General features: G+C 52.3%; 26 protein-coding genes. 7 read left to right on the forward strand and 19 right to left on the reverse strand.

Annotated elements, in window-relative coordinates; genetic code table 11:
- Positions 1–22: 22 nt before the first annotated feature.
- Positions 23–718, reverse strand: a complete 696-nt coding sequence (locus M2371_RS15000; RefSeq protein WP_259268068.1) for a pirin family protein — start codon at positions 716–718, stop codon at positions 23–25.
- A 124-nt stretch (positions 719–842) separates the two neighbouring features.
- Positions 843–1880, reverse strand: a complete 1038-nt coding sequence (locus M2371_RS15005; protein WP_259268069.1) for an oxidoreductase — start codon at positions 1878–1880, stop codon at positions 843–845.
- Positions 1881–2313: 433 nt separating this feature from the next.
- Here M2371_RS15005 and yhhY point away from each other — a divergent pair, with 433 nt between their 5' ends.
- Positions 2314–2811 (forward strand): N-acetyltransferase, encoded by a 498-nt coding sequence (yhhY, locus tag M2371_RS15010; RefSeq protein WP_172892917.1) that lies wholly within the window; start codon positions 2314–2316, stop codon positions 2809–2811.
- Positions 2812–2864: 53 nt separating this feature from the next.
- Here the strand turns inward: yhhY and ggt are convergent, their stop codons facing one another.
- Positions 2865–4631 (reverse strand): gamma-glutamyltransferase, encoded by a 1767-nt coding sequence (gene ggt, locus M2371_RS15015; protein ID WP_259268070.1) that lies wholly within the window; start codon positions 4629–4631, stop codon positions 2865–2867.
- Positions 4632–4754: 123 nt separating this feature from the next.
- On the opposite strand from ggt, the gene M2371_RS15020 reads away from it, so the two are divergent.
- Positions 4755–5207, forward strand: a complete 453-nt coding sequence (locus M2371_RS15020; protein ID WP_172892915.1) for a DUF2756 family protein — start codon at positions 4755–4757, stop codon at positions 5205–5207.
- A 91-nt stretch (positions 5208–5298) separates the two neighbouring features.
- Here M2371_RS15020 and ugpQ read toward each other — a convergent pair whose 3' ends face one another.
- From ugpQ to livK, 10 genes are all read right to left on the reverse strand, one after another.
- Positions 5299–6039, reverse strand: coding sequence for a glycerophosphodiester phosphodiesterase (ugpQ, locus tag M2371_RS15025; protein ID WP_259268071.1), 741 nt, complete (start codon positions 6037–6039; stop codon positions 5299–5301).
- On the reverse strand, positions 6036–7106 hold the full coding sequence (locus M2371_RS15030) for a sn-glycerol-3-phosphate import ATP-binding protein UgpC (protein ID WP_172892913.1): 1071 nt from the start codon (positions 7104–7106) through the stop codon (positions 6036–6038). Before M2371_RS15030 ends, ugpQ begins: the two co-directional genes overlap by 4 nt.
- A gap of 5 nt (positions 7107–7111) precedes the next feature.
- Positions 7112–7957 carry a sn-glycerol-3-phosphate ABC transporter permease UgpE gene (gene ugpE, locus M2371_RS15035; protein WP_034499515.1) on the reverse strand — a complete coding sequence of 282 codons (846 nt, stop codon included), beginning with the start codon at positions 7955–7957 and terminating at the stop codon, positions 7112–7114.
- Positions 7954–8841: a sn-glycerol-3-phosphate ABC transporter permease UgpA gene (gene ugpA / locus M2371_RS15040; protein WP_034499517.1), complete on the reverse strand. Its 888-nt coding sequence runs from the start codon at positions 8839–8841 to the stop codon at positions 7954–7956. Before ugpA ends, ugpE begins: the two co-directional genes overlap by 4 nt.
- A 115-nt stretch (positions 8842–8956) precedes the next feature.
- Positions 8957–10276, reverse strand: coding sequence for a sn-glycerol-3-phosphate ABC transporter substrate-binding protein UgpB (gene ugpB / locus M2371_RS15045; RefSeq protein ID WP_034499520.1), 1320 nt, complete (start codon positions 10274–10276; stop codon positions 8957–8959).
- A 202-nt stretch (positions 10277–10478) separates the two neighbouring features.
- Positions 10479–11192: a high-affinity branched-chain amino acid ABC transporter ATP-binding protein LivF gene (livF, locus tag M2371_RS15050; RefSeq protein ID WP_034499522.1), complete on the reverse strand. Its 714-nt coding sequence runs from the start codon at positions 11190–11192 to the stop codon at positions 10479–10481.
- A 1-nt stretch (position 11193) separates the two neighbouring features.
- Positions 11194–11961, reverse strand: a complete 768-nt coding sequence (livG, locus tag M2371_RS15055; protein ID WP_034499524.1) for a high-affinity branched-chain amino acid ABC transporter ATP-binding protein LivG — start codon at positions 11959–11961, stop codon at positions 11194–11196.
- Complete coding sequence (locus M2371_RS15060; protein ID WP_034499526.1) at positions 11958–13244, reverse strand: high-affinity branched-chain amino acid ABC transporter permease LivM; 1287 nt, start codon at positions 13242–13244, stop codon at positions 11958–11960. The genes livG and M2371_RS15060 overlap by 4 nt, the downstream gene beginning before the upstream one ends.
- A complete protein-coding gene (gene livH, locus M2371_RS15065) occupies positions 13241–14167 on the reverse strand; it encodes a high-affinity branched-chain amino acid ABC transporter permease LivH (RefSeq protein WP_064514637.1) in 927 nt (308 codons plus the stop codon). The genes M2371_RS15060 and livH overlap by 4 nt, the downstream gene beginning before the upstream one ends.
- Before the next feature lie 73 nt (positions 14168–14240).
- The gene (gene livK, locus M2371_RS15070; RefSeq protein ID WP_034499529.1) at positions 14241–15353 is read right to left on the reverse strand and encodes a high-affinity branched-chain amino acid ABC transporter substrate-binding protein LivK; all 1113 of its coding nucleotides are present in this window, start codon (positions 15351–15353) and stop codon (positions 14241–14243) included.
- Positions 15354–15768: 415 nt separating this feature from the next.
- On the opposite strand from livK, the gene panM reads away from it, so the two are divergent.
- Positions 15769–16149, forward strand: a complete 381-nt coding sequence (gene panM, locus M2371_RS15075) for an aspartate 1-decarboxylase autocleavage activator PanM (RefSeq protein WP_259268072.1) — start codon at positions 15769–15771, stop codon at positions 16147–16149.
- A 121-nt stretch (positions 16150–16270) separates the two neighbouring features.
- Here the strand turns inward: panM and M2371_RS15080 are convergent, their stop codons facing one another.
- From M2371_RS15080 to ftsY, 5 genes are all read right to left on the reverse strand, one after another.
- Positions 16271–17374, reverse strand: coding sequence for a branched-chain amino acid ABC transporter substrate-binding protein (locus tag M2371_RS15080; protein WP_120066119.1), 1104 nt, complete (start codon positions 17372–17374; stop codon positions 16271–16273).
- 222 nt (positions 17375–17596) lie between these two features.
- Entirely contained in the window at positions 17597–18451 is an 855-nt protein-coding gene (gene rpoH, locus M2371_RS15085; protein ID WP_034499532.1) for an RNA polymerase sigma factor RpoH, read from the reverse strand.
- A 257-nt stretch (positions 18452–18708) separates the two neighbouring features.
- Positions 18709–19764 (reverse strand): permease-like cell division protein FtsX, encoded by a 1056-nt coding sequence (gene ftsX / locus M2371_RS15090; protein ID WP_034499630.1) that lies wholly within the window; start codon positions 19762–19764, stop codon positions 18709–18711.
- Positions 19757–20425 (reverse strand): cell division ATP-binding protein FtsE, encoded by a 669-nt coding sequence (gene ftsE / locus M2371_RS15095; protein ID WP_034499534.1) that lies wholly within the window; start codon positions 20423–20425, stop codon positions 19757–19759. The genes ftsX and ftsE overlap by 8 nt, the downstream gene beginning before the upstream one ends.
- A gap of 2 nt (positions 20426–20427) precedes the next feature.
- A complete protein-coding gene (ftsY, locus tag M2371_RS15100) occupies positions 20428–21978 on the reverse strand; it encodes a signal recognition particle-docking protein FtsY (RefSeq protein WP_259268073.1) in 1551 nt (516 codons plus the stop codon).
- A 160-nt stretch (positions 21979–22138) separates the two neighbouring features.
- Between ftsY and rsmD the strand changes: the two genes are divergently transcribed.
- Together rsmD and M2371_RS15110 are read left to right on the forward strand one after the other, a co-directional pair.
- Positions 22139–22714 (forward strand): 16S rRNA (guanine(966)-N(2))-methyltransferase, encoded by a 576-nt coding sequence (gene rsmD, locus M2371_RS15105; protein WP_034499538.1) that lies wholly within the window; start codon positions 22139–22141, stop codon positions 22712–22714.
- Between the two features lie 11 nt (positions 22715–22725).
- Positions 22726–22995 carry a DUF1145 family protein gene (locus M2371_RS15110; protein ID WP_034460527.1) on the forward strand — a complete coding sequence of 90 codons (270 nt, stop codon included), beginning with the start codon at positions 22726–22728 and terminating at the stop codon, positions 22993–22995.
- Here the strand turns inward: M2371_RS15110 and M2371_RS15115 are convergent, their stop codons facing one another.
- Positions 22996–23352, reverse strand: coding sequence for a DUF2500 domain-containing protein (locus M2371_RS15115; protein ID WP_259268074.1), 357 nt, complete (start codon positions 23350–23352; stop codon positions 22996–22998).
- A gap of 248 nt (positions 23353–23600) precedes the next feature.
- Here M2371_RS15115 and M2371_RS15120 point away from each other — a divergent pair, with 248 nt between their 5' ends.
- Together M2371_RS15120 and zntA are read left to right on the forward strand one after the other, a co-directional pair.
- Complete coding sequence (locus M2371_RS15120) at positions 23601–24227, forward strand: lysoplasmalogenase (RefSeq protein ID WP_034499542.1); 627 nt, start codon at positions 23601–23603, stop codon at positions 24225–24227.
- A gap of 106 nt (positions 24228–24333) precedes the next feature.
- Complete coding sequence (gene zntA / locus M2371_RS15125) at positions 24334–26541, forward strand: Zn(II)/Cd(II)/Pb(II) translocating P-type ATPase ZntA (protein WP_259268075.1); 2208 nt, start codon at positions 24334–24336, stop codon at positions 26539–26541.
- Positions 26542–26557: the final 16 nt, after the last annotated feature.

The following is a 26557-nucleotide window of genomic DNA, read 5'->3' on the forward strand; positions in this document are numbered from 1 at the left end:
GACCGGTAACTATCGGTATTTATTAGACTGGAGGTAAATCGAACAAAAGAATCTCACTTTCACTATTGGCGTGAATCGAAATCGCTTGTTCATCCCATACGGCAACCGCATCGCTGGTTTTAGCCTGAGTGCCGTTGATAGAGACATCACCTTTCACAACCTGCACCCAAATGCGGCGATCTGCCGGGATCTGATAGACAGATTGCTCGTCTTTCGCCAACGCCCAACGCGACAGCTCCATATCCTGGTTCACTTTCAGAGAACCATCACGCGCATCCGGCGACAACACCAGCTGGCGGCCCTGCGGAGCATCAAAACGACGCTGATCGTAACGCGGCGTGATGCCTGTTTTGTCTGGAATAATCCAGATTTGGTACAAACGTAGGCGCTCGGTGTCACTTGGGTTGTACTCGGAGTGAGTAATTCCGGTCCCGGCACTCATAATCTGGAATTCACCCGCAGGGACTTTCTCTTCATTGCCCATGCTATCGCGGTGTGCCACGGCACCTTCCAGCACATAGGTCAGGATTTCCATGTCTTTGTGCGGATGGGTACCAAAACCTTCATCGGCTTCCACCACGTCTTCGTTAATCACACGTAATGCCGAGAAACCCATGAAATTGGCATCGTAATAGTTAGCGAATGAGAAGGTGTGCCAGCTATCCAACCAACCATGATTCGCGTGACCACGTTCTTCAGCTTTTCTTAAAAAGATCATCTTTGTTTCTCCGCAATTCGTTTGATGGACTAAGTGTGGACTCGAATCGGAAATGATCATAGAGGGTGAAAATTGACGCCTCTGTTCAAAAAAAGTGAACGAGTTTACGGCGTCAATTTTCAGGTCAGGCAAGAGTGATTGTTGAAGGCGAAGCCTGCTCGAAACCGCGTTCGAGGATCTCGAGGTTAGTCATTGCTTCAATTTCTCTGACGTAATTGGGCTTGCCGTTAAGAATGGTTTCATAAAGCGCATCGTATACGCGCCCATAATCGCCCATTTCCGGTTTCAGCTCTTCGCGCACGGTTTCACCCGCATCGTTCACGTACTCAAGCACGCCTACGCTGCTGTCTGCCGCAAAACCCGGATCACCCGGCATGATGTACGCCTTGAGGCTGGTTTCTTGCTGGTCGATTCCGTATTTAATAAATGAGCCTTTGGTGCCATGAACCTGGAATTTCGGGTAGTCGATTTTCACCAGATGGCTGGTTTTGACGATGGCTTTCATATCGCCATAGAAAAGCTGCGCTTCAAAGGTATCGTCCGGATTGGCTTTATTGCGCACGCTACGAATGTCGTAGGCGACATGATCCGGGCGGCCAAACAGCGAAATAATTTGGTCCATCGTATGCACGCCAAGACCGTAAAACGCACCGACAACCGGTAGACCTGGTTTGGTTTCGGCCACTGGGCGATACATATCAAAGTGGCTTTCAATCTCGACGATGTCGCCAAGTTTGCCGCTTTCGATGGCTTTTTTCATGGTCAGGAAGCAGGAGTCAAAACGGCGGTTTTGATACGGCGTGACGGTCAGTCCTTTGGCTTTCGCCAGCTCGAACAATTCTTTCGCTTCAGCCAGTGTTGGGGTAAAGGGTTTTTCCACCAGCACATTTTTGCCTGCTTCCAGCGCGCGTTTCGCGTAATCGAAGTGGCTGTCTGCATGGGTACACACCACCACCAGTTTCACCTGCGGGTCGTTCAGCACTTCGTCTAAATCGCTGGTGAAATGAATGTGGCTATATTCCGGCTGCTGCTCGATATCAAGCTTTTCATTGCGGCGGAAAATATGGGCAACGTGGAATTTATCTTTGCGAACCAGAACGTAAGGAAGGTGGTAGCGGGTGGTGCTTTTGCCAAAACCTATAAAAGCGCAGTGTAGGGTCATTGCTTCGTCCTTTTTGACTTTGAATTGCAATTACCCTACTTCATTCTTTGGCTTTTTGGCACCGTGATTTTGCGGCTATGGAGTTGTTTGCTTTTGGCGGAGGACGCTGCGCTTTTCCGCCCTACGAAGAGACGGATCGATAGTTGTTTGCCCGAATGAGTTACTCAATACATAGATCAGCCGTCGGCGGCGCAGCCAGGCTGAAAAAAGGGCAAAAAAAAGCCAGCGCAAGGCTGGCTAAGTAATACTGGAAGCAATGTGAGCAATGTCGTGCTTTCAGGTTGTCTCCGTAAGGGTCTCCCCTGAACGCATGGCAATAATAATCATTATCATTCGCACTTGTCTACTATTTTTTAGAAATAATTGGCAGTTGACGAAAATTAAAAAGTCAATAATGTTGAAGGGGTTACCTAACCAATTGAGGAGAAAAGGAATGAGCGAAATCGTGATACGTCATGCTGAAATCGGCGATGCGGAAGCTCTGCATCAACTTTACTCTCAACCGACGCCGCAACGCGACACGCTACATATTCCTTATTCTCCGCAAGGGCAGTGGCTAGAACGGTTGAAGGAACCAAAACCAGGCAGCCGTAATCTGGTCGCATGTATTGATAGAAAAGTTGTTGGCCAACTGACGTTTGCGGTAGAACCATCACCGCGCCGCAGCCACGTCGCATCCTTTGGCATAGGCGTGGACAGTAATTTTCATGGCAGAGGCGTCGCCAGCGCGTTGATGGCAGCAATGACCGACCTGTGTGATAACTGGCTGCGCGTCGAGCGTATCGAGTTGACGGTGTTTGTTGATAACGCACCTGCCCTGGCGGTCTATCGTAAATTCGGCTTTGAGATAGAAGGCACAGGCAAGAACTACGCACTGCGTGACGGCCAGTATGTGGATGCGTATTTTATGGCGCGATATAAGCCGGAGTAAATCGCCCTCACCCTAACCCTCTCATCTGGGAGAGGGCCGGGGTGAGGGGCAACTTAATAACCCGCCGTCAAATCATCCACGGAACGCGGATCAGATGCACCATACAGCGTGCCATCCGGCGCGACCATAATGCTTTGTGTACTGCCCATCGCCTCTTTCACCTGCACATTCTGCCCTTTATCTTTCAGCAGTTTGATGGTGTCCGGGCTAAATCCTTTTTCGACACGTAACTCATCTGGCAACCACTGATGATGGAAACGCGGCGCGTTGGTCGCTTCGGCGACGTTCATCCCATAATCAATGGTATTCATCACCATTTGCAGCACAGTGGTGATGATTCGGCTACCGCCTGGGCTACCCGTCACCAGCCAGGTTTTCCCATCTTTGACCACGATAGTTGGCGACATCGACGACAATGGACGTTTGTGCGGCCCTACCGCGTTGGCATCGCCGCCTACCAGCCCGTAGACGTTCGGAACACCCGGTTTGGCCGAGAAATCATCCATTTGGTTATTCATCAGAATGCCGGTGTTGCCTGCCACAATGCCGGTGCCGAATACAGTGTTAAGCGTGTAAGTCACCGCCACGGCGTTGCCGGCTTTATCCACCACCGAGAAGTGCGTGGTCTGGTTGCTTTCATACGGGGCAAGTTTGCCCGGTTTGATTTCGCTCGACGGTCGCGCCTTGTTGATATCTATCTGTTCTGCCAATGATTTCGCATAGGCTTTGTTGGTCAACGCCTGCCACGGTACTTTCACAAAATCCGGGTCGCCAAGATATTCCGAGCGATCGGCATAAGCATATTTTTCAGCCTCTGCGGTGAGTTGCATCGCATCGGCGCTACCAAAACCGTATTTGGCGAGGTCGAAGTTTTCCAGAATATTAAGGATTTGCACGATGTGAATGCCACCGGAAGACGGCGGCGGCATCGAGAAAATCTCATAACCACGGTATTCGCCGCTAATTGGCGCACGTTCTACCGCCTTGTAATTCGCCAGATCCGCTTTGCTGATCAGTCCGCCATTTTTTGCCATTTCATCCGCAATCTGGTCAGCAATAACCCCTTTATAGAAAGCATCCGGGCCATTTTCAGCAATCATTTCCAGGCTTTTGGCGAGATTCGTCTGCACCAGCTTGTCGCCCTTTTGCAGCGGTTCACCATCCGCTTTCCAGAAAATAGCTTTGCTGTTTGGGTGATTCGGGATCACTTCCGCGCCGTACACTTTTAAATCTTCAGCCAGTGCATCGTTCACCGTAAATCCGTCCTGCGCCAGTTTAATCGCAGGCTGAATCACTTTGTTGAGCGGCAGAGTGCCGTATTTTTCCAGCGCCATTGAGAAGCCCGCCACGGTGCCAGGAGTGCCGGAAGCAAGATGAGAAGTGAGGGATTTTTTGCTGTCAGCGTTGCCTTGCGCGTCAAGGAACATATCGCGCGTGGCTTTTTCTGGTGCCATTTCACGGAAATCAATGGCGGTGGTTTTGCCGTCTTTGGTGCGCAGCATCATAAAGCCGCCGCCGCCAATATTCCCGGCCTGCGGGTGAGTGACCGCCAGCGCAAAACCGACAGCAACGGCGGCATCTACCGCATTTCCGCCCTGTTTCAGAATATCGACGCCCACCTGTGTGGCAAGGGAGTCTTGTGAAGCCACCATGCCATTTTCGGCACGCACCGCATGGTGTACGTCAGCTTCAACACCATAGGATACCGGGGGTGCCGCCGGAGGGGGCGCGGCATTAACAGAAAGGCAAAGTCCTATCATGAGCGCAGGAATGGTCATCCAACGCAGTACTTCTGAACGAAAAGTTTTCCACTGCTTCATCGTTGTTTTCTCCATGTTTGTCCAGTCAATCGCCCAATAAGCCTGGTCTAAAACTCCTAAATAATCTTCGTAACTACGGAAAACGATTAAACTTAGTAGATCCCCCAAATGGAGGAAGTGACGATGAAAAAAATATTACTTGTGGCAGCTTTGCTGCCGTTGACCTGTTTGGCACAGCCGATTAATACCCTGAATAACCCAAACCAACCGGGTTACCAGATTCCCAGCCAGCAACGGATGCAGCAGCAAATGCAGACGCAGCAGATACAGCAAAAAGGAATGTTGAATCAGCAGTTACAAACACAGACACGCGTACAGCAACAGCACCTGGAATCGCAGATAAACAATAATTCGCAGCAGGATGTGTTTAAGGTGAAGAAAACGCTGCCAAATGAACTGGATGTCGGGTCGCAGCAGGTTCTGCCCAATACCAACGGAGGGATGCTGAGTGGCAGTGGTTCGAACGCCAGCGGGCAGGATCACATGCTGCAACCGAGAACCAATGGCAGCATGCTGAATTCTCATGGTAGCTCGACGTTACAGCCGAGCATTCCGCTGAAAACTATTGGGCCGTAATGAAAACGGTGGATGACGCTATCGCTTATCCACCCTACAACACCGCAACCGTAGGTCGGATAAGCTTGCGTCATCCGACATTGGTGAGGTATTAGCCCGTAAAGTCCGCACCAATTTGGTCGATTCGGTCAGTGCAAATAGTATCCACTCCCCAGCGCAGCAGCGTGGCTGCTCGTTGGGGATTATTCACGGTATAAACCAGAATAAATAAACCCGCCGCTTTGAGTTCCCGCACACGCGTCTCATCCAGCAATTTATGGTTCAAATGAAGTGATACGCAACCCAGGCGAGTGGTCAGCTCGCGCCAGTCATCACGCCATTCATCCAGCAACAAACCCCGTGGTAACTCTGGAACCGCATGTTGTGCCGCTTCCAGCGCGTCGATGGAAAAAGACGACAGCAATGGCGCGGTTTGCCCCTGCCATAATTCACGGGCGGCCAGCGCAATGAGTTTCCCGGTTTCGGAGTCAGTGCCCGTTGTCGGCTTGATTTCGATATTGACCATCATGCCATGTTGTTTACAGCGCTCTGCAACCTGCGAAAGCAGCGGCAATGGTTCGCCTTTAAACTCACCGCTAAACCAGCTTCCGGCGTCAACGTTGAGCAGCTTATCCCATGGCAAATCGCCCGCCACTCCCCAGCCATTACTGGTGCGCTCCAGCGTGTCGTCGTGCAGCAGGAAGATTTGCCCGTCTTGTGAAAGCTTGGCGTCAAACTCAATCATGGTGTGGCCGTAGCGCGCACCAACATCAATGGCTGCCAGCGTGTTTTCCGGTGCCAGTTTTCCGCCGCCACGATGGGCCGCGACTTTTGGGTATGGCCAGTTACTCATAAACGTTGTCCATTTTCTTTATCAAAGAAATGCAGATTGTTTTCAGGCAGATGCAGCCATAACGTACTGCCAGGTTGCGGGCGTTCCTGATGCCCAAGGCGCACCACCATTTTCTGCTCGCCCCAACGCCCGTGCACCAGATTATCTGCGCCGAGCATCTCCAGCGTGTCCACCATAAAGGGGATGCCGCCTGCGGTTTGTGAGCTTAACGCAATATGTTCCGGGCGGATACCCAGGGTAACAGCGCGGCCTCGTTGCAGATTTGCCGCATTTCCCAGTGGTAACGCCATGCCGCCTGCCAGCTCAAAACGCGAGCCGTCAGCACTGATATTCCCTTCCAGCAAGTTCATGGCGGGTGAGCCGATAAAACTCGCCACAAAGCGGGTTGCCGGGCGTTCGTAGACTTCGACTGGTGTGCCGATTTGCTCTGCAACGCCTTTGTTCATCACCATCACGCGCTGCGCAAGCGTCATCGCTTCGACCTGATCATGGGTGACGTACAGACTGGTGGTTTTCAGGCGGCGATGCAGTTGCTGTAATTCGAGGCGCATTTGCACGCGCAGTTTAGCGTCGAGGTTTGATAACGGTTCATCAAACAGGAATACCGCCGGGTCGCGTACAATCGCCCGCCCCATCGCCACACGTTGACGCTGCCCGCCAGAAAGCTCACGCGGACGGCGTTTTAGCAAACCATCGAGTTCAAGAATACGTGCTGCCTCTGCCACTTTCTGCTGAATATGCGCTTTACCCATGCCACGGATTTTGAGCCCCCAGGCCATGTTTTCTTCCACGCTCATATGCGGATAAAGCGCGTAATTCTGGAACACCATCGCAATGCCGCGCTCTTTGGGTTCCATTTCAGTGACGCGCTGGCGATCAATCCAGATATCGCCGCTGGTGACACGCTCAAGCCCGGCAACCATTCGTAATAACGTCGATTTTCCGCAGCCAGACGGCCCGACCATCACGATAAATTCGCCATCCGCCACATCGAGCGTTAACGGTTGAATGACCTGGATTTTGTTGTCCCAATTTTTTGATACTGCTTGTAATTTTAAACCTGCCATGGGGGTTATTTCTCACTATCAACAAGGCCACGCACGAACGCACGCTGCATGGCTAAAACGATTATTACCGGTGGAATAAGAGTCAGTAACATAGCCGCCATAACCTGATTCCACTGGGTAGAGCCTTCACCGGAAGACATCATGCTTTTGATACCCGCCACGGCAGTGCCGAGGTTGACGTCGCTGACAATCAGCAACGGCCACAGATACTGGTTCCAGCCGTAGATAAAGGTGATGACGAACAGCGCCGCCAGATTGGTTTTCGAGAGCGGTAGCACGATGTCGCGGAAGAAGCGCATCGGCGTTGCACCATCAATGCGAGCCGCTTCCATTAACTCGTCGGGCAGCGTCATAAAGAACTGGCGGAACAAAAATGTGGCGGTCGCCGAAGCCATTAGCGGCAGCGTCAGGCCGGTATAACTGTCGAGCATCTTGAGATTGGCGATGACTTCTACCGTTGGAAAAATTCGCACTTCGACCGGCAGCATCAGGGTGATGAAAATCATCCAGAAGAACAGGTTACGCAATGGAAAACGGAACCAGACAATGGCAAAAGCGGAGAGCATCGACACCGTGATTTTGCCGATGGTGATAACCATCGCCATCACGAAGCTGTTTAGTAGCATCAGGCCAAACGGCGCACTGTTTGCACCCACGCCATGTACCCAAATATGGGTCATATTTTCCAGCAGATGGGAGCCTGGGATCAGCGTCATTGGCGTTTGAAACACGGCCTGGCTGTCCAGCGTTGCCGCCACAAATGCGACGTACAGCGGAAACAGAATCACGATGATGCCAAGAATGAGCATGGTGTGGCTGAAAATCGTCAGCCCGCGGCGGTTCTCAATCATTGGTAGCGCACCTTACGTTCCACGAAACGGAACTGAATGACGGTCAGGATGATGACCAGGAACATCAGCACTACCGATTGCGCCGCCGATGCGGAAAGGTCGAGACCGGCAAAACCTTCGCGATAAATTTTGTAGATAAGCGTGGTGGTGGCTTGTACCGGGCCACCGCCAGTTGCGGCGTCGATAACCGGGAAGGTATCGAAAAAGGCGTAAACCAGATTTACCACCAGCAGGAAGAAACTCACCGGAGCAATCAGCGGCAGCGACAATTTAAAGAAACGGCGCACCGGCCCGGCCCCATCAATGGAAGCGGCTTCGACCAAGGATCGAGGAATCGACTGAAGTGCAGCAAAGAAGAACAGGTAGTTGTAGCTGATTTGCTTCCAGACCGAGGCAAACACCACGAGGAACATCGCCTGGCCGCTGTTTTGCGCGTGGTTCCAGTGATAACCAAACTGCTCCAGCAGGTGCGTTAACAGGCCGCGCCCAGGGTTGAACAGGAAGATCCACAGCACGGCGGCAATCGCGGGCGCGACCGCATACGGCAGCAACATTAGGGTTTGATAAATACGGCTCCCACGCACCACATAATCTGTAAGGGCGGCGAAAAACAGCGACACCAGCAGCCCGCTGCCTGCCACTAATCCACTGAAAATTAAGGTGGTGTAGAAGGAGTCGAGATAGTAGCTGTCGTGGAAAAGCTGCTTGAAGTTATCCAGGCCGACAAACGTGCTTGAAAGCCCAAACGGATCGACATTCTGAAGTGAATACCACAGCGCTTCGCCCGCAGGCCAGATGAAAAAGATAATAGTGATAACCAGTTGCGGCAGGACTAGTGCATACGGCAGCCAACCGGAACGGAATACAGGACGAGATGATGACATAGCGTGACTCTTATAAATGGCATTGCCGCCCTCACCCCGTCCCTCTCCCCCAGGAGAGGGGGAAAACGGTTTTCTCCTTCGCCCTCAGGGAGAAGGTTGGGATGAGGGTTGTTTATCAGGACTTAGTCGATTGCTCGAAACGGCGCAGCAGCTGATTGCCGCGCTCAACCGCGCTGTCTAACGCCTGCTGAGGGGTTTTCTTGCCGGTCCATACCGATTCCAGTTCTTCATCTACGATGGTACGAATCTGCGGCATGTTGCCCAGACGCAGGCCTTTGGTGAATGGCAATGGCGGCTTGTTCATCATCTGGCGCGTGGCGATGTCAGCACCTGGGTTTTTCTCGTAGAAACCTTGCTCGCGCGTCAGGTCATAAGCCGCTTTGGTAATCGGCAAGTAACCCGTTTTCTGGTGCCATTCGGCAGCAATTTCAGGCTGGGCGAGGAACTGCATAAACTCGGCAACGCCTTTGTAAGTTGCCGCGTCTTTACCCTGCATCACCCACAAACTAGCCCCGCCGATAATGGCGTTTTGTGGCGCATTCGGGATGGTTGCGTCATAAGGCATCATGCCCACGCCGTAGTTGAATTTGGCGTAGTGGCGGATATCTGCCAGCGAACCGGAAGAGGCGGTAGTAATGGCGCAATCGCCGTTGTAGAACTTCTCGGTGGATTCGTCTTTACGGCCGAAGTAGCTGAAATCGCCCTTCTTGTTCAACTCTTGCAACAGCGCAATGTGTTTCACTTGCTCGGGTTTATTGAATTCCAGAACCGCGTCAGTGCCATCAAAGCCGTTGTTTTTGGTCGCAACGGGCAGGCCATTCCAGGCGCTGAAGTTTTCAATTTGAATCCAGCCCTGCCAGCCGCTGGCGTAGCCGCACTTCATGCCCGCTGCTTTCAGTTTGGCGGTGTAATCAGCCAGATCCTGCCAGGTTTTTGGCGGCTGATCCGGGTTCAGGCCAGCTTTCTTAAAGGCGTCTTTGTTGTAATACAATACCGGCGTTGAGCTGTTGAAAGGCTGAGAAAGCAGATGCCCGGTTTTCGCATCGGTGTAGTACCCGGAAACCGTCGGCACAAACTGAGATTCGTCGAACTTAATGCCTGCATCGTTAAATACTTCATACACCGGCTTGATCGCTTTAGAGGCCATCATGGTCGCCGTGCCTACTTCGTAAACCTGCAAAATGGCTGGCGCATTGCCCGAGCGGAAAGCCGCGATCCCTGCCGCCAGGTTTTGTTCGTAGTTGCCTTTATAAACCGGAACAATTTTGTAGTCAGGATGCGTCTGGTTAAAGCGTTGAGCCAGTGAGTCAACTTCTTTGCCCAGCTCGCCTTCCATTGAATGCCAGAAAGGAATGGAAGTGGCGGCGATGGCGCTACTGCTAAATACGCATCCAAGCGCCAGGCAAATTGCTGTGTGTCGTAACGATGCAGTCATGTCTTATCTCTCGAATTATTTTGAGTTGAATAAGTTGCGCGAAAATACGCGTTTTTGTTCGCATCAAAACATGACATGCGCGAATGACAGAAAAATAACCGTGAGGTGACAGGATCGTTACGATGAAGTGAAGGAATTATGACTGGTGGCAAAATGTCATAAAAAAAGGAGCCAAAAGGCTCCTTGTGTTTGAAACGATAAACTAGCCGCCGAGGTAGGCGCTACGCACCGCTTCGTTAGCCAGAAGCGCATCACCTGTGTCTTCCAGTACCACGTGGCCGTTTTCCAGCACGTAGCCGCGGTCAGCAAGCTTCAGCGCCTGGTTGGCGTTCTGCTCGACGAGGAAGATGGTCATGCCTTCGCTGCGCAGTTGTTCGATGGTGTCGAAAATCTGCTGAATGATGATTGGCGCAAGACCGAGCGATGGCTCATCTAACAGCAGCAAACGCGGTTGGCTCATCAACGCACGACCAATCGCTAACATCTGCTGCTCACCGCCGGACATCGTACCTGCACGCTGAATGCGGCGCTCCAGCAGACGCGGGAACAGTTCGTAAACGCGTTGGATGCGCTCATGATACTGGTCGCGTTCCGCGAAGAAGCCACCCATCGCCAGGTTCTCTTCTACCGTCATGCGAGAAAATACGCGGCGACCTTCCGGTACAATCGCGACCGCTTCACGCATGATGCGCGCGGTATGCCAGTCGGTGATATCTTTGCCATCAAAAGTAATTTTGCCGCTGGACGCGCGCGGGTCGCCGCACAATGTGCCGAGCAGCGTGGTTTTACCCGCGCCGTTCGCGCCAATCAGGGTGACGATTTCGCCCTGCTTGATGTGCAGACTGACTTCATGAAGCGCCTGGATTTTTCCGTAGTGGGCGCTCACATGGTCAAAGGACAACATGATATTTTCCATTTTACGCCTCTCCCAAATAGGCACGGATTACGTCAGGGTTATTACGGATTTGCTCCGGCGTGCCGTTCGCAAGCGGCGTCCCCTGGTTCACCACGTAAATCCTGTCAGAAATGCCCATCACCAGTTTCATATCGTGCTCGATTAACAGCACGGTGGTGTTGTGATGGTTGCGTAACTCCATGATTAACTCATCGAGTTCGTGCGTTTCTTTCGGGTTAAGGCCAGCCGCGGGTTCATCAAGCATCAGAATTTCTGGCTGAGTCACCATGCAGCGTGCAATCTCAAGGCGGCGCTGGTCGCCATATGCCAGGTTACTCGCCTGGCGGTTAGCCTGCTCAAGCAGACCAATACGCTCAAGCCAGGTTGCAGCGCGGTCCAGCGCTTCGCTTTGTGAACGGCGAAAAGCAGGCGTTTTCAAAAGACCTGAGAACACACCGGTTTTCAGCTGCATATGTTGAGCAACCAGCAAGTTTTCAATCACGGTCATTTCGCGGAACAGACGAACGTGCTGGAAAGTACGCACCACGCCCATACGTGCAATTTGCTGGCCCGGTAGACCTTCAAGGTGTTGGTCACGCAACAAAATCGTGCCGCCTGATGGCTTGTAGAAGCCGGTCAGGCAGTTAAACACCGTGGTTTTACCGGCACCGTTCGGGCCGATTAACGAAACAATTTCTTGTGGATGCAGTTCCAGAGAAACATTGTTTACGGCGAGCAGGCCGCCGAAACGCATCATCAAGCCGTTTACGGATAACAATGGCTGACTCATGCCTGCTCTCCTTTCACTTGTTCCACTTGCTCTTTTTTAAGCTTCAATTGCGGACGCGACATTGGCAGCAAGCCTTGTGGACGCCAAATCATCATCAGCACCATCAAGCCACCAAGCACCAACATGCTGTATTCGTTCAGATCACGCATCAGTTCGCGCGACACCACCAGCAGCACGGCGGCGAGGATAACGGCAAATTGCGAGCCCATACCGCCCAGCACGACAATCGCCAGCACGAATGCAGATTCGGCAAAGGTGAAGGATTCCGGGCTGACAAAGCCCTGCCGTGCGGCAAACAGCGTACCGGCGAAACCCGCAAACGCGGCGCTGATGGTGAATGCGGTCAGCTTGATACGCGTTGGGTTCAGACCCAGTGAACGGCATGCGATTTCATCTTCACGCAACGCTTCCCACGCACGGCCCAGCGGCATACGCAGCAGTCGGTTAATCACAAACAGCGACAGTACAACCAACAACAACGCAACGAGGTAGAGGAAGATAATCCTGTCACCTGGGTTATATGCGACGTTAAAGAAGTTGCTGAACGTATCCCACCCGCCTTCACGTGCGCTGCGGCTGAATTCCAGACCAAACAGCGTAGGTTTTGGGATCTGGCTGATGCCGTTCGGGCCACCGGTTATTTCGGTGTTGTTCAGCAGCAAAATACGGACAATTTCACCAAAGCCGAGCGTCACAATCGCGAGGTAGTCGCCGCGTAAACGCAACACCGGGAAGCCCAGCAGGAAACCTGCCGCCGCAGACACCAGGCCCGCAATCGGCAAGCATGTCCAGAATCCCAGACCGTAGTAGTGGTTGAGCAGAGCAAAGGTATAAGCGCCGATGGCATAAAAACCGCCGTAGCCCAGAACCAGCAAGCCAGACAAACCCACAACCACGTTCAGACCAAGGCCGAGAATGATATAAATCATGGTCAGCGTGGCGATATCCACCGTACCGCGTGACACCACAAACGGCCACGCAACGGCGAGTACCAACAGTGCCGCCAGGAACAGTTTCTGTTTCGGCGTAGAACCGTCTAACGCAGGCAGCACAAACTTCGGCCCGGAGACTTTTTTCATGCCTTTCTGGAATGCAGGGCGCAGCAACTGGAAGACGAAGACAATCGCCGTACCAATCAACACCCATTCCCAGCGCACCGTTTCGGCGCTGTGAACGACAAGCTTAGTGCCATCGAGACTCAGCTGAACGCCCATAAAGACGCCCGCCAGCACGAAAAATATGGCCGCCGAAAGCAGCGCCAAAACAACATGCATCGGTTTCATACTTTTTCTACCTCCGGGCGACCCAGGATACCGGTAGGCATAACCAGCAGTACCACGATGAGCAGCGCAAAGGAGACAACATCTTTATATTCGGTGCTCAGATACGCGGAAGTCAGCGCTTCTGCAACACCCAAAATCAGGCCACCAATCATCGCACCAGGGATACTACCGATACCGCCCAGAACTGCTGCGGTGAAGGCTTTCATCCCGGCCATAAAGCCGATGTATGGGTTGATAACGCCGTAGAACTGGCCGAGCAGTACACCTGCAACCGCAGCCATGGCTGCGCCAATCACGAAGGTCAGCGAGATAACGCGGTCGGTGTTAATTCCAAGCAGGCTCGCCATTTTCAAATCTTCTGCACACGCACGGCACGCACGGCCCATGCGGGAGTAGCGAATAAACAGCGTCAGCGCGAGCATCGCAAGGAACGTTACAACCCAAATCACCAATTGCATGGTGGTAATGGTTGCGGTGAAGTTATCGCTGGCACCGACGACCCACTGGCCGTTAAACAGGCTTGGCAGCGCGATATCACGCGAGCCTTCAGTCAGGCTGACGTAGTTTTGCAGGAAGATAGACATCCCGATAGCAGAGATCAGTGCAATCAGACGCTTAGAGTTACGCACCGGTTTGTAGGCAACGCGTTCGATGCTCCAGCCGTAGGCGCTCGCAATGACAATTGCACCAATAAAACCCGCACCAACCAGCATCCAGCCCACATCAATGCCCATCATCATCAGCGCTGCGATGATCATAAACGAGACGTAGCTGCCGATCATATACACCTCGCCATGGGCGAAGTTGATCATGCCGATAATGCCGTAAACCATGGTGTAACCGATGGCTATCAACGCGTAAGTACTGCCCAGCGTGACGCCGTTAAACATCTGTTGCAGGAAGTAGAGGAACTGCTCGGACATACAATAACCTTATTTATTCCTCCCCAACGCATAGCCGCCGGGGAGGTGGGATGACCCAGAGTTGCCGCTACTATTATTTCGTCGCTACAGAAGACGAACCGTCGGCATGCCACTGGAAGACACCAAAATCAAATCCCTTCAGATCGCCTTTCTCATCCCAGTTCAGCGGCCCAATCACGGTTTTCGCACCGTTTGCTTTCAAATCTTTTACTAAATCAGCAGGTTCTGCACTTCCGGTACGCTCAAGTGCTGTCGCCAAAGACTGCACCGCTGCGTAAGTGATCCAGACATACGGACCACTTGGATCTTTCTTCTCAGTTTTCAGTTCATCAACGATAGCTTTGTTCGCAGGGTCCTGGTCATAGCGTTTTGGCATAGTGACTAACATGCCTTCGCCCGCATTGCCCGCAATGTTGGACAGCGATGCGTTACCCACACCCTCTGGACCCATAAACTGAGTTTTCAGGCCAACGGCACGTGCCTGACGCAGGATCTGGCCCATTTCTGGGTAGTAGCCGCCGTAATAAACGAAGTCGATGTTTTCTTTTTGCAGACGCGCCACCAGCGTGGAGAAGTCTTTATCGCCCGCTGTGATACCGTCAAAGAAGACGATATTCGCGCCACCTTTCTTCAGGCCATCTTGTACAGAACGCGCCAGGCCTTCGCCATATTGCTGTTTGTCATGAATGATAGCGATACGCTTCGGTTTCACAGTGTCGAGAATGTATTTAGACGCCGTTGGGCCCTGGGAAGAATCCAGGCCTGCGGTACGCATAATCATTTTGTAACCACGGGCAGTCAGCTCTGGGTTAGTCGCACCAGGGGTGATCATCAGGATGCCTTCGTCTTCGTAGATATCAGACGCTGGCTGAGTGGAAGAGGAGCAAAGGTGGCCAATGACATAGCGCACACCGTCGTTAACGATTTTGTTGGCAACCGCTACGGCTTGTTTCGGGTCACAAGCATCGTCGTATTCAACCGCGACTAGTTTGTCGCCTTTGATGCCGCCTTTTGCGTTGATGTCTTTGATTGCCTGGCGAGCACCGTTAAATTCCATGTCGCCCCACTGCGCAACCGGGCCAGACATAGCACCAACAACGGCAACTTTGATATCAGCTGCGGTTGCCGCGTGAGACACCGCCAGCGCAATAACCCCAGCGAGTAATGTCTTCGCGTTCATTTTCATAGATCCAATTCCTGTTCGTGATTTGTGGTTTTATTTTGGGCAAAAAACAAACTGAATGTTTTTTAGCCTTTAACCATTTTTATGAGTGCCTTTAAGGGCTTAGCATTAAAATTTACAATTTTTAAGGCTAAACTCTCTATTTTTCAGGCTATTAAGCAAAGATATTATTCTGTATTTGCTTAGAGTTAAACAAAAAAAAGCAGCTTTTTCAGCATAAAATAGCGATACAAAGAGCGGAATAAATCACTAGGTTTTAGGGTTTTATACTGACCATTTTTCAATCTGCCATTTATCGAACTGGCATATGTTTGACGCAAAAATTAATCGTCTGGTATATGACAGATAAAAGAGAAAGCGTCTGGCGCAAATAAATTGGTTACACTCGGGGTTTTCCCGCTTTTTGGTTAGCTCGCTTATGAAACTCACCATCATTCGTCTGTTTGAGTGTAGTGCCCAGGATGAGATCGATCTCGCTAAGATCTGGCCGGAATATTCCAGCGCCTCACTTACGCTTAGTGATACCCACAGAATTTACGCGGCAAAATTTAATGAGCGACTGCTCGGCGCGGTGCGCGTTACGCTTGCGGGCCATGAAGCCGCGCTGGATTCGCTGCGGGTACGCGAGATCACCCGTCGCCGTGGCGTGGGGCAGTATCTGGTTGAAGAAGTGATTCGCGATAATCCTGACATCACCGGTTGGTGGATGGCAGATGTTGGCGTGGAAGACCGGGATGTTATGACGGCGTTTATGCAAGCGGTAGGGTTTGAAGTTCAGAGTGGTGGCTGGAAGAAGTGATATGAATGCGTCGGATGACGCTGCGCTTATCCGACCTACGGGCCAGGTTTGCGTAGGGTGGATAAGCGCCAGCGTCATCCACCAAAAAATACCCACTCCTTGAGAGTGGGCATTTTAATGCTTATTTAGCGTCGGTCGCAGTACCATTCGCATGCCAGGTAAACACGCCAAACTCAAAGCCTTTCAGATCGCCCTTCTCATCCCAGCTCAACGGACCCATTACAGTTTCCACGGTCGCGCCTTTCAGGTATTTAGCGATTTCAGCTGGTTCTTCTGACTTGTTCAAACCCGCAGCCAGAGATTGCAGTGCTGCGTATGTCGTCCATACGAATGCGCCACTTGGATCTTGTTTCTTCGCTTTGATGGCATCTACAACCGGTTTGTTCGCAGGAACCTGGTCGTAGTTCTTCGGTTTGGTGACTAACAGGCCTTCAGCAGATTCGCCAGCAATGTTAGACAATGAAACGTTCGCTACACCTTCTGGACCCATGAACTGAGTTTTCAGGCCTGCTGCACGAGACTGACGCAGGATCTGGCCCATTTCAGGGTGGTAGCCACCGTAGTAAACGAAGTCGATGTTCTCTTTCTTCAGACGAGCCACCAGCGTGGAGAAGTCTTTCTCGCCTGCGGTGATACCGTCAAAGAACACCACGTTAGCGCCGCCTTTTTTCAGGTTGTCCTGAACGGAGCGCGCAAGGCCTTCGCCATACTGTTGTTTGTCATGAATGACCGCGATGTTTTTCGGTTTCACGTGATCAAGGATGTATTTCGCAGCCGTTGGGCCCTGATCGGAGTCCAGTCCTGTGGTACGCATTGTTAATTTGTAACCGCGCGAAGTCAGCTCAGGTGCCGTTGCCGCAGGAGTGATCATCAGAATACCTTCGTCTTCGTAGATGTCAGACGCAGGTTGAGTGGAAGAAGAACACAAGTGGCCGATTACATATTTGATGCCATCGTTAACCACTTTGTTGGCGACAGCCACGGCTTGTTTCGGGTCACAAGCATCGTCATATTTGGTGATAACCAGTTTGTCGCCTTTGATGCCGCCTTTGGCATTAATATCAGCAACTGCTTGTTCTGCACCGGTAAATTCCTGGTCGCCATATTGAGCAACCGGGCCAGACATCGCCCCAACTACCGCTACTTTGATGTCCTTCGCAAATGCTGCGTTGCTCATCGCAAGTGCAATACAACCAGCCAATAACGCTTTGCCCTTCATGTTCATCCTGAGAATCCCCATTCTTGTTGTGATTGGTATTTGTTGTGTTGTTTTGGCACGGTTTTATTTTTGGTTTACGAATACCGCGTGTGCCTTCGCCGCACTCAGAGTTAAAAACATACCCGAATTTGCGGCTTTTGGAATAACAATTTTTTCACAATGGGGAAGGAAAGTGACGGGCATAAAAAAACCGCCCTGGAAGGCGGTTTTTTTGTCTTGCTGAATAACTTACGCTTCGATGGCCATGCGCAGTTTTTTCATCGCGTTCTTTTCAAGCTGACGTACACGCTCGGCGGAAACGCCATAACGGTCGGCCAGTTCTTGCAGCGTGCTTTTGTTGTCTTCATCGAGCCAACGGGCACGGATAATATCCTGGCTACGTTCGTCCAGGCCTAACATGGCATCGCTGAGTTTATCAGCCGCATGCGATTCCCAGTTGTCGTCTTCGATGCCATCGGCAAAGTTAGAAGACTTATCCTGCAAGAACAGCACAGGGGCCATTGGCGCGCTGTCTGAATCGTCGTCGTTGCCCATGTCGAACGTCATGTCCTGCGCCGCCATACGAGATTCCATCTCACGGACATCTTTGCTGGAAACACCCAGCTCGTTGGCAACCATTTCCACTTCGTCCTGGTTGAACCAACCCAGACGTTGTTTAGTTTTACGCAGGTTAAAGAACAACTTACGTTGTGCTTTAGTGGTTGCCACTTTCACAATACGCCAGTTACGCAGAACGTATTCATGAATTTCAGCTTTGATCCAGTGCACAGCGAACGACACCAGACGGACACCCACTTCCGGGTTAAAGCGGCGCACAGCCTTCATCAGGCCAATGTTGCCTTCCTGAATCAAGTCAGCCTGCGGCAAGCCATAGCCCGAGTAATTACGAGCGATATGAACAACAAAGCGCAGGTGAGACAGGATCAGCCTTTTCGCTGCTTCCAGATCGCCCTGGTAATGCAGCTTTTCAGCAAGCTCCTTCTCTTCCTCAGCCGTCAACATCGGCCAGGAGTTAGCGGCCCGAATATAAGATTCCAGGTTACCAACAGGGGCTAAAGCTAAATTTTGCATTTCTTTGGTCATTCAAACCCTCTCTTAGAGACTAACGTACAGGTTGCTACACAGTGCCACACCTGACTCCACGTCAAGCGCCAAACCGTACCACCCACAGTAAACTCAGACAGTGATGCTATCCACAAGTTCCGTGTAAAGCTGTGCATAGATTGCACACAAAATGTGACAGAGCTATGAAACATGGCAGGAGAAACGCTAACCGAGGTGGGAACGAGTCCCCTGCTGATAGGTACTTCGTAGCAGGGGACTAGTATATCAAAAAATTTTTACTCTGGGGTAAAACGACGTAAATGTTGTACTGTTGCTATCCACGCAGCCAACCAACCGCTCATCGATGAAACCAGCAACAACAGCAGGCATTCGTCGAAACCCAAGCCCGTCAGATCGAATTTTGTGCCAAACACTTGCGCCACTTCGGTCACAGCAGATGACAAACGCCACACCAGAATTTCGGTCAAAATCAGCGACAAAAACGCACCGCTAAAGCCTAATAACGCACCGCCGTACAAGAACGGGCGCAGGATGAATCCATCCGTTGCACCAATCAGTTTCTGCACGTTGATGGAGTCGCGGCGGGCAAAGATGCTCAGGCGCACGCTGTTACCAATCACCAGGAATACCGCGGCAACCATCAGCACGCCAATCATCGCAGCAACACGCCCTACAAGGCCCGTCAGCGAGGCGAGACGTGCAAACCAGCTGTCATCCATGCGCACTTCATCGACACCGTTAATACGAGCGACACGGTCACGCAAAGTGTTCAGGTGGTCTGTGGTCTGGAAATCGAGTTTCGGGTTCACCACGGCAACCGCAGGCAACGGGTTTTCTTCCAGCATATCCAGCGCGCCGCCAAAGCCAGACCAGTTGCGGAATTCGCCCAGCGCTTCGTCACGCGATAAATAGTTAACTTTATCGACGCCCTCTTCTGCCTGAATCGCACCCACCACTTGCTGCGCGGCGTTGTCATCCAGCGCTTTGTCGAGGTAAACGGTAATTTGCGGCGAAGGGTAATACTGTGTGGCGGCCTGATTTACGTTTTTGTAAACCATGTAGCATACGCTTGGCAGTGTGAGAGAAATGGCGATAACCATGACCGTCAGGAAAGTGGCTAAAGGCTTGCTGCGCAAATCCTGTACAGCCCCCTGCCAGGCGTAGCGGAACTGTTCGTTCACACCGCCCTTGAGGGATTTGCTTTTCGATTGAGGCCCTTTGCCGCGTTTTTTCACCGAGCGGCCTAAATCCCCTAACTTATTCAGCGAGTTGATTTTATCCAGCTTGTTGCTGAAGCGCTTTATGTGATTGAGCGCGCTGCGTTTATTCACCTGCCAGGCCTCCATGCAAATGGCCGTCACTTAACGTCAACATGCGATAATTACGGCGGGAAATCAGCCCCATATCGTGCGTTGCCATCAGAACCGTTACGCCCACGCGGTTAAACTCCTCGAACAGACGCAAAATACCTTCCGAGAGCGCATCATCAAGGTTACCGGTCGGTTCATCCGCCAGCAATACTGCAGGCTTATTCACCACCGCACGAGCAATGCCCACGCGCTGCTGTTCACCGCCAGAGAGTTGAATCGGGAAACTCTTCGCTTTATCGAGTAGGCCAACTTTATCCAGTGCCGCAGACACGCGGCGGCGAATGTCTTCACCGCTGGCACCCGCGATGATCAGCGGGATCGCCACGTTGTCGTAAACGGTTCTGTCCATCAACAGATGGTGATCCTGGAAGATCATACCAATCTGACGGCGCAGGAACGGCACTTCGCGGCTCTTGAGGCGGCTAATATCATGGCCGCTGAACGAAATCTTTCCGGCACTTGGCCGCTCAATACCGCAGATAAGCTTAAGCAGGGTACTTTTCCCGGCTCCAGAGTGACCGGTCAGAAAAGCCATCTCGCCAGGTTGCATATGGAAGGTGACTCCCTGCAACGCTTGTCTCCCACCGAGATAGGCCTTACTAACGTGTTCAAAGCGAATCATGGTTAATCCTCTCGGGCAAAAAGTGCCTCAATAAAATCGCCCGCATTAAACGGACGCAAGTCCTCAATACGCTCGCCGACGCCAATGTAGCGAATCGGAATACCAAACTGATCGGCAACGGAGAAAATCACGCCGCCTTTGGCTGTACCATCCAGTTTGGTGAGCGTAATGCCTGTCAATCCAACGGCTTCATGGAATAATTTAGCCTGGCTAATCGCATTCTGCCCGGTGCTGGCATCGAGGGTGAGCATAACCTCATGCGGTGCATCTTCGTCCAGCTTTTTCATTACGCGAACGATTTTCTTCAGCTCTTCCATCAGGTGCGCTTTGTTCTGCAAACGCCCGGCGGTATCTGCCAGAAGGACATCGACATTGCGCGCTTTTGCCGCCTGAATCGCATCAAAAATCACGGAAGCAGAATCGGCACCGGTGTGTTGAGCGATAACCGGAATATTGTTGCGCTGGCCCCAGACCTGCAATTGTTCTACTGCCGCCGCGCGGAAGGTATCGCCCGCCGCCAGCATTACAGATTTGCCTTCTTGCTGGAACTGACGCGCCAGTTTGCCGATAGTGGTGGTTTTACCCACGCCGTTGACGCCAACCATCAGAATAACGAATGGGGTTTTGCCTTCAACATTCAGCGGCTCATCGACTTTCGCCAGAATCTCGCCCATCTCTTCTTTCAGCAGACCGTACAACGCTTCCGCGTCACGCAGGTCTTTACGGCTCGCGCCTTCTGTCAGATTGGTGATGATTTTGCGCGTTGTTTCAACGCCCACATCGGCGATAAGCAACTGCTCTTCAAGTTCTTCGAACAGATCATCGTCGATTTTCTTGCCACGGAACAGACTGATAAATCCGGAACCGAGGTTCTGTTTCGTTTTAACCAGGCTGCGTTTGAGGCGTGCGAAGAAACCTTCTTTGGTTGGACGCTCTTGTTCCTGCTGGATTTCTTCTGCTGGCTGCTCTTCCGCCACTTCTTCGGCGATAACGGCAGCAACCGGGAGTTCTTCAGCAAGCTCTTCTTCCAGTATTTCTTCTACGACAACATCTTCTTCAATAACTTCAACTTCTTGCTCAACTACCGCAACAACAGGCTCTTGTTCCGGTTGCCACTCTTCTGGCTCCAGTTCAGCTTCAGCAACCACGTCTTCAGGAACCGGCAGCTCTTCGTGTTCTACAGCAACTTGCGCGGTAACTTCTGGTTCTGGTTCTGGAATGATTTCCGGTTCAGCCACCAGCACTTCGCTCTCAACGAGCTTTTCGGTGACTTCGACAATTTCTTCTGCGAAGACTTCTGGCTCCTCGCGCTTAGCAAGCGCGACAGGCTCTTCTACAGTCAGAGTTTCTGGCTGGATTTCAGGCTTAGCTTCTTCTGGTTGCGCAGTTTCTTCAAGCGCTTGCGGTTGTTCAGCTTCAATAACCTGCTCAACGACTTCTTCGGCAACCGGTTGTTCTTCTGCCACTTTTTGTTCTGTTTCTTGTTCAGAAGCCTGCTCTTTCTGGCCAAAGCCTAGCCATGAAAAAAAGCCACGTTTTTTCTCTTTCGCCATTTGCGAACACACTCCTCGCTGTTAATTCATGGCACAGGCCCGATTGAGCATGCCACGGGCACTGAAAATAATTATCTAATGAATGCCTTAGTCTATCACTTTCCCCGCCTTACACACACCGTTACACTAGACGGCAAGAAATTGCATCGCAGTGAGTCTCATGAAAAAACCGCAATCTACTGGCACCGGCCAGATTCGTATTATTGGCGGCCAATGGCGCGGCCGTAAACTGCCTGTACCAGACAGCCCTGGCTTGCGTCCTACAACGGACAGAGTTCGTGAAACCCTATTTAACTGGCTGGCTCCCTCAATGGTCGATGCCACCGTATTAGACTGCTTTGCCGGGAGCGGTGCATTAGGGCTAGAAGCGTTATCGCGTTACGCCAGCCGCGCCACTTTACTCGAGATGGATCGCAACGTTTCACAGCAATTGCAAAAAAATCTCGTCACGCTAAAAGCGGCTAACGCCAAGGTTGTGAACACTAACACGCTCAATTTCCTGGCGCAGCCCGGCGAGCCACACACCATTGTGTTTGTTGACCCTCCGTTCAGAAAAGGCTTGCTGGACGAGACGTTAGCGTTGCTTGAAAGCAATGGTTGGTTGGCAGATGAAGCGCTGATTTACGTTGAAAGCGAAGTAGAAAACGGGATGCCTGCGCTACCGGCAAGCTGGTCACTGCACCGTGAAAAAGTCGCAGGCCAGGTCGCTTACCGTTTATTTAGCCGCGAAATTTAAGGAACAGCATCATGTTGATCAATATCGGCCGCTTGCTCATGCTCGGCGTCTGGGCATTTTTGTTACTGAATATTTTCCACCCGTTCCCGCGCCCACTTAATATCTTCGTTAACGTCGCGCTGATCTTCACCGTGTTGATGCACGGCATGCAGTTGGCGTTGCTAAAATCGACTCAGCCAAAAGGCAGCCCACCGCTCAGTCGCGCTCAACAGATTAAGATTTTCATCTTTGGCGTATTTGAACTGCTGGTCTGGCAGAAGAAACTCCGCCAGGGCAAATAATCATTGGGGGACGAACCCTACAAACCGCGTCCCCTTATACTGCAAAGTCCCCGCGTCACCGACACTCATCGAGTGGTACTGTTCAGCCATCACACGCATTTTCAGATCCAGCCCGCCACTTTGTGGGCGAAACCAAATCTCATAACGCATCGTATCTTCAACCGGCGTCACCTGGCGTTGCCGCGAGCGCCGATCGTTGATGGGTGTTTCACGTTTTGTCGCCACCAACACGCTTCGTTGCATCAGAGGTGCTGCATCATTTTCCGCATTCTGGCGGCGCTGCTGCACAAAGCGGAACGACGCTGCCACGACGATAATCGCCACAACGGCGATGAAGAAAAGGGGCATTTTACTCATGGATTTATCTCGAATTGTCAGGCACTTTTAAGAATACCCTGCCGCTCTGGACGTTGTCATCCGTCGCAATTGACCACTAGACTTAAGAAAAACGGCAGATTAACTCATATTTACCCAAAATAATTCGAGTTGCAGGAAGGCGGCGACACAGTGAATCCCCAGGAGCTTACTTGAGTAAGTGACTGGGGTGAGCGAGGAAAGCCAACGCACATGCAACTTGAAGTATGAAGGGTACAAAAGGACACGCCATGCTTTGGTCATTTATCGCAGTATTCTTCTCAGGCTGGCTGTACGTTGACGCCTCCTACCGTGGGCCAACCTGGCAACGCTGGGTGTTCAAGCCTGTCACCCTTTTGCTTTTATTACTTTTAGCCTGGCAAGCGCCAATGTTTAACGCAACGGGCTACTTGATTGTCGCCGGCCTGCTGGCAACGCTACTCGGCGATGCGCTCACATTGCTACCAACCCAGCGCATGCTGTACGCCATCGGGGCATTTTTCCTCTCACACCTGCTCTACACCCTCTATTTCGCCAGCCAGATGACATTCAGTTTCTTCTGGCCGCTACCGTTGGTTTTGCTGGTTGTAGGAGCCTTATTGGTTGCGGTTATCTGGACGCGTCTCGAAACGTTCCGCTGGCCGATTATGACGTTTATCGGCATGACGCTGGTGATGGTGTGGCTGGCAGGTGAGCTTTACTTTTACCTGCCGACGCGCCCAAATTTCTCGGCCTTTAGCGGCGCAACGCTGTTGCTGTTAGGCAATATTGTCTGGCTGGGAAGTCATTACCGCCGCCGCTTCACCGGCGACAGCGCCATCGCCGCAGCCTGCTATTTTGCCGGGCACTTTATGATTGTCCGCGCGTTGTATATCTGACCTTACGGGCGGTATTTACCGCCCCTCAAATTTCCCTCTTGACTCTGGAGTCAACTCCAGAGAGTAACATGGGTAATGAGAACATTATCATTACCCAGGAGGGCACATGCTCAATTCCCCAAAACCACCGCAATTTGCTAAAGCAAAGCTCAGTCCGTTGCCGATAAAAACCGATGCCTGTCACGGTAACGACTGCTGTAGCGAAGCCGTACCTCCTGTGGAAACTGAAATCGTTACAGAGCCTGGCGAGCGTTACAGCTGGCTGGTCGATGGCATGGATTGCGCGGCTTGCGCACGCAAAGTTGAAAACGCGGTGAAACAACTGGCCGATGTTCAGCGCGTCCAGGTGTTGTTCGCCACGCAAAAACTGCTGGTCACCGCCGAGAGTGATGTGCGTCAGGATGTTGAAAAAGCGGTAAAGGCGGCAGGTTACAACCTGAGAAACAGCACTGCCCCCGCGCCAAAAACCTCTTCCCTGCGCGAAAATTTGCCGCTCATTCTGTTGATTGTGATGATGGCATTGAGTTGGGGTCTTGAGCAGTTTAACCACCCGTTCGGCAATATCGCATTTATCGCTACCACGCTGGTTGGCCTGTGGCCAATTGCCCGCCAGGCCGTGCGACTGATGCGCAGCGGCAACTGGTTTGCCATCGAAACATTGATGAGCGTAGCCGCCATTGGTGCATTGTTTATTGGTGCGACAGCCGAAGCCGCGATGGTGTTGCTGCTGTTCTTAATTGGTGAACGTCTCGAGTCTTACGCCGCCAGCCGCGCACGCCGTGGGGTAAGCGCGTTGATGGCACTAAAACCCGAAGTCGCCACGCGCATTCGTAATGACGAACGCGAAACTGTCGCGGTGGGTGATTTGCGGCCGGGCGATGTGATTGAAGTCGCAGCCGGTGGGCGTTTACCCGCCGATGGCCGCCTGTTAACTCCATTTGCCAGTTTCGATGAAAGTGCGTTAACCGGAGAGTCGATTCCGGTCGAACGTCAGCAAGACGAAAAAGTCCCGGCGGGCAGCACCAGCGTCGACAGACTGGTTCAGCTCGAAGTCATTTCAGAACCGGGTGACAGCGCCATCGATCGCATCCTACGTTTAATTGAAGAAGCGGATGAACGTCGCGCACCGATTGAGCGCTTTATTGACCGTTTCAGCCGGATTTACACGCCGATAATTATGGCGATTGCGCTGCTCGCGGCGGTTATTCCTCCACTGCTGTTCGGGCAAAGCTGGGGCGAGTGGATCTACAAAGGCCTGGCGCTATTACTGATTGGTTGCCCGTGTGCGCTGGTGATTTCTACTCCTGCGGCGATTACTTCCGGGCTTGCGGCAGCAGCACGCCGTGGCGCGCTAATTAAAGGCGGCGCAGCACTTGAGCGTCTTGGCAGAATTCAGCATATCGCGTTTGATAAAACCGGCACGCTGACCGCTGGCAAGCCGCAGGTAACGGCCATTGAAGTGAATGGCGAGCGTCACGAAAACGACCTGCTGGCCGTCGCTGCCGCCGTCGAACAGGGGTCATCGCACCCGCTGGCGCAAGCGATAGTGCGTGAAGCACAAAGTCGCGGGCTGACGCTGCCTGAAACCAGCGCGAACCGGGCGCTGGCAGGCATTGGCGTAGAAGCCTCCATCAACGGCGAAACCGTACTCCTGAGTACGCCGGGAAAACTCGCAGAAAATGTTCTCGATTCGCAGTGGCAGACACGTATCACCGAGCTTGAGGCCGAGGGGCAAACGGTCATTGCCGCAGTCCAGCAAGGCAAATTAATCGGGGTTCTGGCCCTGCGCGATACTTTACGCAGCGACGCTAAAGCCGCCGTGGCAGCACTGCATGATATTGGCGTTCAGAGCGTGATGCTGACCGGCGATAACCCGCGGGCCGCGGCTGCAATCGCTCAGGAACTGGGAATGGATTACCGCGCCAGCTTATTGCCAGCCGATAAGGTCAGCGCGGTTAATGAACTCAACGACCGCTCGCCACTGGCGATGGTCGGCGACGGCATCAACGATGCTCCGGCCATGAAAGCCGCGACTATCGGTATCGCTATGGGCAGTGGCACCGACGTGGCGCTCGAAACCGCCGATGCCGCGCTGACGCACAACCGCCTGACGGAACTGGCTGGCATGATTGGCCTTGCGCGCGCCACGCATAACAACATTCGCCAGAACATTACTATCGCGCTGGGGCTGAAAGGGATTTTTTTGGTGACAACATTACTGGGCATAACCGGTTTGTGGCTGGCAGTGTTAGCCGATTCCGGAGCGACGGCACTGGTTACAGCGAATGCGTTGCGGTTGCTGCGCAAAAAATAAAAAAGTCGGGTGACGC

This window comes from Buttiauxella sp. BIGb0471 (assembly GCF_024807715.1).
Lineage (GTDB): Bacteria > Pseudomonadota > Gammaproteobacteria > Enterobacterales > Enterobacteriaceae > Buttiauxella > Buttiauxella agrestis.